This is a genomic window from Hasllibacter sp. MH4015, from assembly GCF_020177575.1.
Lineage (GTDB): Bacteria > Pseudomonadota > Alphaproteobacteria > Rhodobacterales > Rhodobacteraceae > Gymnodinialimonas.
On sequence record NZ_JAHTBK010000001.1, the window covers coordinates 1,495,125 to 1,506,933 of the forward strand.

At 63.3% G+C, this 11,809-nt stretch carries 13 protein-coding genes; 5 read left to right on the plus strand and 8 right to left on the minus strand.

Translation table 11 applies throughout. The annotated features are described in order from the left end of the window. Positions 1–71: 71 nt before the first annotated feature. From ccmE to speB, 6 genes are all read right to left on the minus strand, one after another. Complete coding sequence (gene ccmE, locus KUW62_RS07790; RefSeq protein WP_224814926.1) at positions 72–518, minus strand: cytochrome c maturation protein CcmE; 447 nt, start codon at positions 516–518, stop codon at positions 72–74. A gap of 12 nt (positions 519–530) precedes the next feature. Then, positions 531–1,559, minus strand: coding sequence for an N-acetyl-gamma-glutamyl-phosphate reductase (argC, locus tag KUW62_RS07795; protein ID WP_224814927.1), 1,029 nt, complete (start codon positions 1,557–1,559; stop codon positions 531–533). Between the two features lie 60 nt (positions 1,560–1,619). Beyond that, complete coding sequence (locus tag KUW62_RS07800) at positions 1,620–2,210, minus strand: hypothetical protein (RefSeq protein ID WP_224814928.1); 591 nt, start codon at positions 2,208–2,210, stop codon at positions 1,620–1,622. 56 nt (positions 2,211–2,266) lie between these two features. After that, positions 2,267–3,079: a glutamate racemase gene (locus KUW62_RS07805; protein ID WP_224814929.1), complete on the minus strand. Its 813-nt coding sequence runs from the start codon at positions 3,077–3,079 to the stop codon at positions 2,267–2,269. Then, complete coding sequence (locus KUW62_RS07810) at positions 3,079–4,020, minus strand: lysophospholipid acyltransferase family protein (protein ID WP_224814930.1); 942 nt, start codon at positions 4,018–4,020, stop codon at positions 3,079–3,081. The genes KUW62_RS07805 and KUW62_RS07810 overlap by 1 nt, the downstream gene beginning before the upstream one ends. Positions 4,021–4,089: 69 nt before the next feature. Continuing rightward, on the minus strand, positions 4,090–5,052 hold the full coding sequence (gene speB / locus KUW62_RS07815; RefSeq protein ID WP_224814931.1) for an agmatinase: 963 nt from the start codon (positions 5,050–5,052) through the stop codon (positions 4,090–4,092). A gap of 131 nt (positions 5,053–5,183) precedes the next feature. On the opposite strand from speB, the gene KUW62_RS07820 reads away from it, so the two are divergent. After that, positions 5,184–5,690, plus strand: a complete 507-nt coding sequence (locus KUW62_RS07820; RefSeq protein WP_224814932.1) for a flavin reductase family protein — start codon at positions 5,184–5,186, stop codon at positions 5,688–5,690. Here the strand turns inward: KUW62_RS07820 and KUW62_RS07825 are convergent. Further along, positions 5,684–6,925, minus strand: a complete 1,242-nt coding sequence (locus tag KUW62_RS07825; RefSeq protein WP_224814933.1) for a DUF2254 domain-containing protein — start codon at positions 6,923–6,925, stop codon at positions 5,684–5,686. The genes KUW62_RS07820 and KUW62_RS07825 overlap by 7 nt on opposite strands. A gap of 50 nt (positions 6,926–6,975) precedes the next feature. Beyond that, a complete protein-coding gene (locus KUW62_RS07830) occupies positions 6,976–8,136 on the minus strand; it encodes a M20 aminoacylase family protein (protein WP_224814934.1) in 1,161 nt (386 codons plus the stop codon). Positions 8,137–8,243: 107 nt separating this feature from the next. Between KUW62_RS07830 and KUW62_RS07835 the strand changes: the two genes are divergently transcribed. From KUW62_RS07835 to KUW62_RS07850, 4 genes are all read left to right on the plus strand, one after another. Continuing rightward, entirely contained in the window at positions 8,244–8,897 is a 654-nt protein-coding gene (locus tag KUW62_RS07835) for an outer membrane protein (RefSeq protein ID WP_224814935.1), read from the plus strand. Between the two features lie 407 nt (positions 8,898–9,304). Beyond that, entirely contained in the window at positions 9,305–9,889 is a 585-nt protein-coding gene (locus KUW62_RS07840) for an outer membrane beta-barrel protein (protein WP_224814936.1), read from the plus strand. A gap of 40 nt (positions 9,890–9,929) precedes the next feature. After that, complete coding sequence (gene mazG, locus KUW62_RS07845; protein ID WP_224814937.1) at positions 9,930–10,727, plus strand: nucleoside triphosphate pyrophosphohydrolase; 798 nt, start codon at positions 9,930–9,932, stop codon at positions 10,725–10,727. A gap of 65 nt (positions 10,728–10,792) precedes the next feature. Next, a complete protein-coding gene (locus KUW62_RS07850; protein ID WP_224814938.1) occupies positions 10,793–11,695 on the plus strand; it encodes a DMT family transporter in 903 nt (300 codons plus the stop codon). Positions 11,696–11,809: the final 114 nt, after the last annotated feature.

Consider the following 11,809-nt stretch of genomic DNA (forward strand, 5'->3'; position numbering starts at 1 on the left):
GCAGGGTTAAGAAACCCCTAACGCGCCCGCCTCAATTCGAAAGAATGGGTCGACGCATTTGTCCGTGCCTGTCAGCTTTCACTGGGGTCGCGGTAGACGCCCTGATCCTGCAAGGCCTCGATGACTTCGGCGGGCATGTAGGTCTCATCATGGCGGGCGAGGATTTCGGTTGCCTCGAATACGCCGTCCACAAGGCGCCCGGTGCCGACCATGCCTTCCCCCTCACCGAAGAGGTCGGGCAGGATACCGGTGTAGGAGACGGGGACGGAGGCCGCGCCATCGGTGACGTTGAAGGTGATCGTCGCGCCTTGGCCGCGGACCAAGGTGCCCTCCTCCACCAGACCGCCGATCCGGAACACTTCATGGGGTGGCGGCGGGCTCGCCGCGATTTCGGCAGGGGGACGGAAGAAGTTGAAGGTATCCTGGGAGGCATAGATGATCAGCCCGGTGCCCGCGACAAGCGCCACCGCCGCGATCGCCATGATCTGAATCCTGCGCTGCTTCTTCAGACTTCTCATTCCATCCCCTCCTCAGGGAAACACACCCAGCCCCGTCAATCCTGCCGTTTCCTCCAACCCGAGCATCAGGTTGGCGTTCTGTATCGCCTGCCCCGAGGATCCCTTGCAGAGATTGTCCAGCGCGGCAACGACCTGCGCGCGCCCGGCCCGGCGATCCCTCGCCACGCCGATATGACAATAATTGGTGCCGCGCACGTCGTGTGTCGAGGGGGTGCGGCCCATTGGCAGCACGTCGATGAACGGCTCGTCGGCATAGGCCGCTTGCAGACATTGGAGGATCGCGTCGGCATCGCCCTTGACGTAGCAGGTCGCAAGGATGCCACGGTTGAACGGTGCAAGATGCGGTGTGAATTGCACCTCCACCTTGCGGCCCGCGACACGGCTGAATTCCTGGTCGAATTCGCCCAGATGCCGGTGTGTGCCGCCGACGGCATAGGCATTCGCGCCCTCGCTCAACTCCGCATGGAGGAGGTTTTCCTTCAGGCTGCGCCCCGCCCCGGATACGCCGCAGATCAGGTCGAGGATGATGTCATCGAGATCAACGGCGCCCGCGGCCACAAGCGGACGCAGCGCGAATTGCCCCGTGGCCGCATTGCAGCCTGTCCCGGCCACAAGCCGCGCGGCCCTGATGTCGTCGCGGTAGAATTCCGTAAGGCCATACACGGCCTCGGCCTGCAAGTCCGGCGCATCGTGGGGCTTGCCGTACCATTTGGCATAATCCGCCGGATCACGGAGCCGGAAATCGGCCGACAAGTCCACAACTTTAAGGTCGCTCGGCAAGTCTTTGATAACGCTTTGTGACGTGGCATGGGGAAGTGCGCAGAATGCGAGATCAACCCCAGAGAAATCCACATCTTCGATCCGCACCAGATCGGGCAATCCGGCCCCACGCAGAAAGGGGAAGACATCGCCCATGGTCTGGCCCGCCTTGCGGTCGCCGGTCAGCGCCGCAATGTGCATGTCCGGGTGCGTCCGGATCAAGCGACACAGCTCCGCCCCGGTATAGCCCGACGCCCCCAGGATCGCGATGTTCTTGGTCATGGGATCAACCCTTTGCCGAATGTCCCGCGCGGTCTAGGGCAAATCGCTGCGTGGTTCAAATCAAGGTTGCTGATCGGGATATAACAAATCGAAGACAACCTCGACGGGGGCCCGGGCCGCATCCTCCATCCGAAGGTCATCGGTGAATTCCAATGCCAGTTGGTACATGCCGGGTTCGAGTATGGGAGCCAGCCCACCCGTCACCCAGCTTTGGAAATACTCCGGGTCATCGGGCCGCATCGTCATGGTGCCGGTATAGGTATGGACCTCCATCCAATCCATCATCGCTGCGCCCTCGATGGATCGGACCTGGGCGCGCAGGGATATGGCGAAACGCGCGCCGTCTTCTCCCACCGGATCGCGGGCGACATTGGCCAGCGAGACGTAGAAAAACACCTCCTCACCGCTCGCGTAGGCATTGTCGGGCCGTTGCAGATGTTCGCGGTTGGGTCCACGCTCCTCCTTCCGGGCCAGAAACGCAGCGCGGACGGCGATGGACGGCATGGCAGTCTGCCAGGCGGCGGGATCGGCGCGCGAAGCATCGGCCAGTGCAGGCACCGTGGGGCCTACGCGTAGGATCGGGACATCGGCGAAATTGGGGCCGGTATGGACAAGAAAGGTTGGGATCAGCAGGGCAAACAGGTAACGCATGGAACCTCCGTATGCCGCCACATTGGCATCGGGCACAGTCCGGCGCACGGCAAGGTTCAGTCCACGGCCTCGAAGGTGATTTTCCGCCGAAGGAACAGGGTCGCCTTATCCTCCACCGATCGGGGATCGCCGGTCGTCAGGAAGGCGGGCGTGCCGTCGCCCACCATTTCGGGTCGGCGTTCCAGGTAATCGGCCAGGCTGTCGGCCACGAGCGCGGGTTGCGAATAGACCGCCACGTCCTTGCCAAGGGCCGCGCGAAACACGTCCTCGACCAGCGGATAATGGGTGCAGCCCAGGATAGCGGCCTGCGGCTTCGGCATCCGGCGGCGCAGTGCATCCACGTGGGAGCGCACCAGCGCCTCGGCCAAGATCATGTCGCCTTGCTCGATTGCATCGACCACGCCGCCGCAGGGCTGCGCCTCCACATCCACCCCGATGGCGCGGAAGGCGAGTTCGCGCTGGAATGCGCGGCTGGAAACGGTGGTGGGCGTGGCGAAGAGCGCCACCTCGCGCACATCGACCTGGCGCGGGGGGGAATTGTCACCCCATTGGCGTTCCGTCAGCGCCTCGATCAGGGGTACGAACACGCCAAGCACGCGCTTGTCCTCCGGCACCCAACCCTCCTGCATCCGGCGGAGCGCCGCCGCCGAAGCGGTGTTGCAGGCGAGGATCACCAGATCGCAGCCCCGGTCGAACAGGTGCTGCACACCGGCAATGGTCAGGTCATAGATATCGTCGGCTTCCCGCACGCCGTAGGGCGTGTGGGCGTTGTCGCCAAAATAGATCAACGGCAGGTCGGGCAGGCGCTTGGACACCGCATCAAGAACCGTCAATCCGCCAAGGCCGGAATCGAAAATGCCCACTGCCATCAGTAGCGATCCTTCAGGGTCAGGCGGGCCGATTTCTCTTCCGGCGCGCGATGCTTGTCTTCGAACTCGAATCCGCGCGCCGATGGGTCCAGCGGGCGCGGGGACAAGGCATAGGTGGTCTTGCGCAAATGGTCCATGAGGGCTTTCGCATCGCCCGCCATCTGGTCCAGGTCCGCGCGCGGGATCGGATCGCCGACGACCACTTCAACGGGCGAGTTCACCCGCTTCTTGAACTCCTTGATGAGCAGACCCATCCGCAAGGTGTAATGCAGGTGGCTCATCAACTGGAACAGGCGCGAATTGTGCCCATCGAAGAAGACCGGGACGACGGTCGCGTCCGATTTTGCGATCATGCGTGCGGTGAAACTGCGCCAGATCGGGTCCATGGGCCGCCCGAACGGCTTGGCGGCGGTCGATACGGTACCGCCCGGGAACACGCCGATCGCGCCACCGTCTGCCAGATATTTCAGCGCCGTCTTGCGGGTGGCGAGGTTCTGGGCCAGCGCCTCCTTTGTCTCGTCGAACGAGACCGGGAGGATCACGCGGTTCAGGTCCTCGGCCTTGCGAAACACCTGGTGGGCCAGGATGCGGAAGTCGCCCCGCGCCTGGCTGAGGATATGACCCATCATCAACCCGTCGAGGATGCCGTAGGGGTGGTTTGCGATCAGGACCACCGGCCCCTCGGCAGGGATGTTGGACAGCGACCCGCCCGTGACCTTCAGCTCCAGCCCGTAGCGTTCCACCATGACCTGCCAGAAATCGCGGCCTTTGCGCACTTCCTCGTCATACCCGTCTGCCTGCTTGATCAGGCGCATGCGGCCTGTCGTGTTTTCCATCACGCGGATCATGGCGCGTCCGCCCTTGGTGCTTGCGGAACTGGCGTAGGAGATTTCGCGCGCAACGGTGCGGCTGTCTCGCCCGGGTCGGCGGCGTTTCGGCATCTGCTCGGCCTGTCCTGTGACTACGTGCTGGTGCCTAGATAAGGGGGCGCGGCGCACCGGTCCAGCGCACTATCGCCGCGTCCAGCCCCACAGGCACAAAAGCTCCATCGCGACATGGGCGCCGGCCACGGCGGTGATCTCAGCATTATCAAAAGGCGGTGACACTTCGACGACATCGCCGCCCACAAGGTTGATCCCTGCCAGATCGCGTAAGAGGATCGCGGCCTGCGCGCTGGATAATCCGCCCCAGACCGGCGTGCCGGTGCCCGGCGCAAAGGCCGGGTCGAGGGCGTCGATGTCGAAGCTGAGATAAACCGGCGCGTCCCCCGCCCGCGCCTTGACGGCCGCCGCAACGGCAGAGGCGCCGTCCTCATGCACCTCGCGCGCGTCGTGGATGTGGATACCGAGATTGTCATCCACCACCGTGCGGATACCGATATGGGAGGATCGCTTCACGTCGATCAGCCCTTCCTTGACCGCCGTGTAGCAAAACGTTCCATGGTCGATGCGCGCGGCATCGTCATCGGGCCAGGTATCGGTATGGGCATCGACCTGGATCAGCGCTAGGGGGCCGTGAAGGGCCGCATGGGCGCGCAGGATCGGAAGCGTGATCGAATGGTCGCCACCGAGGCTGATGGCGGCGGTCCCGGCCCCCAGGATACCGGCGATATGCGCCTCGATCCGCGCGGGGACATCTGCGGTATGGGCGTAGTCGAAGGCCATGTCGCCATAATCGGCAATCGCCAGCGCCTCCAACGGGGAATAGCCGTCCCAGCCATAGGGCGGATCGAAGGGTTGCAGGCTGGACGCCGCCCGGATCGCGCGGGGGCCAAGGCGCGTACCGGGCCGGTTCGTGACGGCTTGATCGAAGGGAATGCCCGTCACGGCCACGTCGACACCGGCCAGGTCCTTGGTGTATTTGCGCCGCAGAAACGATGGCGCGCCGGCAAAGGCATTCTCGAAGGCGAGACCCTTGAGATCTTGCCGCGTGACGGCCCCGTCGACCTCGTTCTTTGCGTCTTCCAGCGCCATTGCACCCTCCCGGTGATCTGCCTTCATCGATGCTATAGCGCAGATTTCGCGCGACGCAGCCCCGAATTGATCCATCTTGTGCGCCCGGTGGCCTTGGGCGATGGTCCGGGCGCGCGAACATGGGGCGGATAATGGCGGATATGGACGAGTTGAAAGCGAGCTTTCTGGAGGGGATGAGCCGATCCGCCGCCTCCGTGTCGGTGGTAACAACCGATGGCCCCGCCGGGCGCGGGGGGGTCACGGTGTCGGCCATGACCTCGATCTCCGCCGACGGCGACGCGCCGACGATGCTGACTTGCCTCAACGCCTCCTCCTCCGCCCTTCCGTTGGTGCTGGAAAACGGGTGCTTCTGCATCAACGTGCTGGGGATCGGGCAGACCGACATCTCGGACGTCTTCTCGTCCCGCAGCCCGGCACCGGGGGGCGACAAGTTCAACGCGGTCACCTGCGACGTCCTGCAAACCGGCGCGCCGTGGTTGACCGATGCGCTGGTGGCCTTCGACTGCCGGTTGATCTCCGCCGACCGGCACGGCACCCACCATATCTGCATCGGCGCGGTGGAGGCGGTGCGCGTCGCGCCGGAGGGGGAGCCGCTGCTCTACGGGATGCGCCGCTACCTGCGGGCCGAGGATCACTGAACCGTGCCGCGCGCCACGGCAATCTGTTGCAGATCGCGTTCGGTCAGGTTGGCGGACCCCAAACGCTCATCCAGTTCGTCGATGATTGCGTTCGCGCCGTCGGCATAGACATCGGGCGACAGGGCGGCCAGCCCGCGCAGGGCCGCGATCAGACGCGCCAGAACTTCCGCCTGTCCGATCCCGTCCCGTGCGATGGGCCGGAACGCGGCGTCCAGCATCTCATCGGGATCGACCGACGGGACATGGAGGCGGTCGAAGTGGACGTCCGGGCCCTCCTCAACGCGCCAATCCGACAGGACGGAGAGCTGGCGGCCGATCACCGCGATCGCCGTACCGGGATCGTTGATCCCCGGCGACAGGGCGCGGGACGCGATTTCAGAAAACACGATCATCCCGAAACGGGGATCTTGGTCGAAGGTGCGGTCGGCGGCGATGGTGAAGGCATTGTGGAAGGTCTTCCGCGCCGCGTCGTCGGGCTCCCCCCCCAGAACGTGCACCACGGCCATGGCCGGATGCACGAAATCGCCCGGCAGGACCGCCAGCCAGACCTGCGCGCCCGCCTCCTCCGCCCATTCCTGCAAAGGCCCCATGTCGATATGCTGGACGTACCCCGCCAAGTCGCAATTGACCGGATACGCCCCGTCGGGAACCGTTGCGCCATCGGGATGCGCGCCCAGATACGGGGATTCCAGACGCGTGGACAGCGCGTCGCGCGCGGCCTCCTCCACCCGGTCGAGCGTGTTTTCCATCCGCCCGAAATCCGGCAGATAGCCGATCCACCGCAGCAGGGCGATCACGACGATTGCCGTGACGAGGATGGTGGAGAAGAACAGTACCACGCGCCCGCCATCGTCGTAGTAGCTGGCGTTCAGCCCTATGATCGCGACGATGGAATAGACGAAAGCGCCCAGGAACGTCGCCAGGGTCGTCTGGGTGATATGATCCTCCTGCAACAGCTTGATCGCGCGGGGCGTCGCACTGCTGGCCGCGGCGGTGAACGCATTGACCGCAATCGAGAGTGAGAAGGTCGTCACGGCAAGCATCGAGGAGGCGAGGATCGTCAGGACCTGGTCAACCGCGTCCCCACCCAGAAGCTCCGCCCATCCATCGGGGACCAGCGGCGACAGGGCCGGAGCCGCGATGGCCGAGGCGATGGCGAGCACCGCGAAGGAGGCCACGCGCACCCAAAGCCGGCGCAGGATCGAACGCAGAAGCCAGAGCCATTTCGCAATCATGGGCGCAATGTCCGGTGCATCTGATCGTGTTCCTTCAACGCCTCAGCACATCAAAGCGGTTGTGCCGTCTCCACAAGTCTCGCGAAGAAGCTAGCGCCGATGGGCGCAATGTCTTCGTTGAAGTCGAAGGCCGGGTGATGCAGCCCCGCACCCTCCCCCGCACCAAGGAAAACGTATGCCCCGGGGCGCGCCTGAAGCATGTAGGCGAAATCCTCCGCCCCCATCTCCCGACTGGCATTGGGATCGACCGCGTCCGCCCCCACCACGTCGCGCGCCACGTCGATGGCGAAGGCCGCCTGCGCCGCATCGTTGATCGTCGCGGGGTAGCCGCGCTCGTAGACCAGCTTGACTTGCACGCCGTAGGCGGCGGCGATCCCATCCACGATCTCTCCCATGCGGCGTTCCACCATGTCCTGAATCGCCGTATCGAAGGTGCGCACCGTGCCGTTGAGATGCGCGTCTGCCGGGATGATGTTGGAGGCGGTGCCGGAATGGATCTGGGTAACGGAGACGACCAGATCATCGAGGGACCTGTGATTGCGCGACACGATGGAGCCGAACGCCTCCGCCATGGCCAGGGCGGGGGGGATCGGGTCGATGCATTCATGGGGGTAGGCCCCGTGGCCTCCCTTGCCCGTGATATCGACGTAGAATGTGTCAACCGCGGCCAGAAGCGCGCCGTCATTGGTAAAGAAAGCCCCCTCGGGCGCACCGGGTACATTATGGATGCCGAAGACCCGTTCGATCCCGAACCGATCCATGATGCCCTCCTGCACCATGACCTCTCCGCCGCCGCCATCTTCCTCGGCCGGTTGGAAGATCAATGCGACGCGCCCTTTGAATGCGCGCGTCTCCGCCAGGTATTTCGCGGCCCCCAGAAGCATCGTCGTGTGCCCGTCATGGCCGCAGGCATGCATCTTGCCGGGAATGGTGGAGGCATAGTCCGCCCCCGTGATCTCCTCCATCGGCAGCGCGTCCATGTCGGCGCGCAGGCCGATCGTGGGGCCGTCCCCCTGCCCTTCGATGATCGCCACGAGCCCGGTCTTCGCGATGCCCTCGTGGATCTCCGTGATGCCGAATTCCCGCAGACGCTCCACCACGAAAGCGGCGGTCTGGTGGCAATCGAACTGCAATTCGGGATGTGCGTGCAGATGTCTGCGCCACGCCTTGAGGTCGTCGGCCATGGCGGCGATGGAGTTGATGACGGGCATGGGGGGCAACTCCGAGGCGGGGAATGGTGGTCAGGGTCGTCGGACCAGTGCCAAAAATGCAATAGCAGCAAGGAAAGTCCAGCCCCACTATTGCCTGAGCCTGTCGAATGACCCAAAAACTTCCTATTATTAAGGAGGGATTTTCAATGCGACTTTTGACTGCCGCTGTCACTGCACTGTCTGTTTCCGCAACCGCCGCGTTCGCCAGCGGACCTGTTGACCGCACCCCTGCCCCACCCGTGATCGTGCCCGAGCGGGTCGCCGATTGGTCGGGCTTCTATGGCGGCCTCAGCTTTGGGGCGGTCAGCTACGACTGGGTTGGAAACGCTGGAGGCCCTCTCGACTCGGAAGATTCGACCGAGCCGGGGGCGTTTATCGGGTACAACTTCCAGTCCGGCAATATCGTCTACGGTGCTGAACTCAACTACCAGATGCTCGAAGCGCCGCTGGTTGCGTTCCCGAATTCGATCCAGCATGATGTCCTGCAGGTGCGTGGGCGCGTCGGCTATGTCGTCATGCCCGACCTGTTGCTCTACGGTTTTGTCGGTTTTGCCCAGACCTCGTTCAACGATGGTGGAACTAACTACGACCAGACAGGCCCGGCCTTTGGAATCGGTGCCGATTACATGTTGTCGCGCAATTTCTTCGCAGGGATCGAATATTCCTATTCCGACACGTTCGGTGAGGCTGACAACAACCCAGCCCTGAGCATCGAATCGGACGTTCAGGTGATCAGCCTGCGGGTCGGCTTCAAGTTCTGAGGCTTCGTGATGCGATGGCCAAGGCCTAGCTGTCGCGCCGGGCCTTTTCCAATGAAGCGAAACCCGCCGCCCTTGCCGCGCCCTCGCTCTGTAGCAGACCATTGCTTCCGTCGTGCCGAGGACATTAAAGAGGCCAATGAGGTCATCAACGCCATCGCGTGCGGGGACACAGGATGGATGACCGCCATGGGTCGCTAAGCGTATGGTCTCGAAACGCTATCCTGCGGCAGATTGCACCACGATCCGGGATGTCAGGTCTGGTCATCGCCCTAAGCAGGAAGGTTACATGTTGCGATTCGGACACTTGCATCCACAAGATCGACCGTAAGACCCATCCCTTTCTTGCCGCCAAAGCGGTTTTCGCGGCAGATAATGCCAAGCGGTCGTTAACCTAGGGGAATTTTCAAGTGACACATTTTCGCATTGCCGCTGCCGCATTGATCGCATCGACCGGCTTCGCGGCTGCCGACGAACCTTACAACTGGACCGGCGTGACCGGCGGGGTGGCCTACGGCTCCGTGACCGGGGAAAGTATTCTTTCATCATTGACTACGGGTGCGGTTCAGAGCCGAACCGGCGTTTCAGATGAGACACCGACCAGTGCCTATGTTGGCGTGAACTATCAACATGGATCCTTTGTGATCGGCGGCGAGATCACGTTCACGGATTACTCCAGCACCTTGGACAGCAATCCGGCAAACACCTTCGACAACCTGACCGAAGTGCGGGCACGGCTCGGCTATGCCTTTGATCGCATCCATGTCTACGGCACGGTCGGACATGCGGAACTGGACCTCAACTATATCGGTGCGCAAGCTTTGGGGACAGGTACCGTTTACGGTCTGGGCGCCGAATATGCGGTGCACGATAACGTCATCGTGGGTCTGGAATACACTCAAACGGAAGTATCCGCCGACTTCGGGGCTCCCTTTAATCAGAGGGGGACGATTGAGCTGGAAGCTGCCCGACTTCGCGTCGGTCTTCGGTTCTGATCGCTTGCTCTGACCTTGTGCATGGCGCATTCGGTGCGCCATGACAGCCCTGCCCACTAACCCGATGCCCCGCCTGCGCGCCATCATGGCAAGGCTGCGCGACCCCGTGCACGGCTGCCCTTGGGACGTAGAGCAGTCCTTCGCCTCCATCGCCCCCTACACGATCGAGGAAGCCTACGAGGTCGCCGACGCCATTGCGCGCGGGGATATGGAGGAGTTGAAGGGGGAATTGGGCGATCTGCTGTTTCAATCCGTGTTCCACGCGCAGATGGCAGAGGATGAAGGGCTGTTCGATTTCGATGACGTGGCGCGGGCCATCGGGGACAAGATGATCGCCCGCCATCCCCATGTCTTCGGCTCGGAAAGTAACGCCAAATCCGCCGAGCAGCAGGTGCGTGACTGGGAAGCTGTGAAGGAAGCGGAGCGCGCGGCGAAAGCCAGGGGCGGTGTGCTGGCGGATGTCGCGCTGGGGTTGCCCGCGCTGATGCGGGCCGAGAAACTGCAAAAACGCGCCGCGCGGGTCGGGTTCGACTGGCCGGAAATTGATATGGTTATCAACAAGATCGCCGAGGAAGCTCAGGAACTGGCCGACGCGCGCGACACGCTGCCGCCAGCCAAGGTCGCGGAAGAGATGGGTGATCTCCTGTTCGTCATGGCCAACCTCGCGCGGCACCTGAAGGTCGACCCGGAAGAGGCCCTGCGCGGGGCCAACGCGAAGTTCGTGCGTCGGTTTGCCTATATAGAACAGGAGCTTGCGGCGCGATCTTCAAGTCCCGAAGACAGCACGTTGGAGGAGATGGACGCGCTTTGGGACGCGGCCAAAGCGAACGGGCTATAGTCGTCGTCCACGCTTTTCCCCGCCCTCCCTCTGGCCATTTCGGCGGGTCGCCGTAAGGTCGCGCCATGGACGATCCCGCCCCCTCGAACGTGCCTGTGGCCGCGCTTTGGATGATCGGCGCGGTCGTGTCGTTCTCCGCCATGGCAATCGCAGGGCGCGAAGCGTCGGTGGAACTCGATACGTTCGAGCTGATGACCTACCGCTCCATCGTGGGGTTGATCCTTGTCGTCCTCATCGGCGGCCTCGCCGGAACCCTGACGCAAATCCGCACCAACCGGATGCGCACCCATGTCTTTCGCAACATCGCCCATTTCACAGGACAGAACCTGTGGTTCTGGGCCGTGACAATAATCCCGCTGGCCCAGGTCTTCGCGCTGGAATTCACCTCACCGCTCTGGATCATTGCATTGGCCGCGATCTTCTTGGGGGAGCGGTTAACAACAGTGAAGGTGCTTGCCGGTCTCCTCGGCTTCATCGGCGTCTTGTTCGTGGTCCGCCCGGGTGTCGTGCCGGTCTCTGCGGGGATGGTGGCGGCGGGGACGGCGGCGATCTTCTTTGCGATCACGGCGATCTTCACCAAGCGGCTGACACGGGACCAGTCGATCACCTGCATCTTGTTCTGGCTTACGGTGATCCAGCTCGGCCTCGGCCTGGTTGCCTGTCTTTATGACGGGGACATGGCGTTGCCGTCCCTGGCGTCCCTGCCATGGGTGATCGTGATCGGCCTGGGCGGACTTGCCGCGCATTTCTGCATCACCACCGCCCTGTCGCTTGCCCCCGCATCGGTCGTAATGCCGATCGACTTCGTGCGCCTTCCGGCCATCGCAATCGTCGGCATGGCGCTCTATGCAGAGCCGTTGGAAATCGGTGTCCTGATCGGCGCGGTCCTGATCTTCGGGGCCAATTACATCAACATCCTGGCGGAGCACCGACGCAGCCGATCCGCGCCGCCACGCCCTCCGCTGTAACAAAACTGTCGCTTTTCGGACACAGGGCGCAGCCCATTGCGCCGTCCGTGGCCCCGTGACGCTGGGGAAGAATTGACCGGATCGGCCCTTTTCCGCCCATAGTTTGTGCAAGAG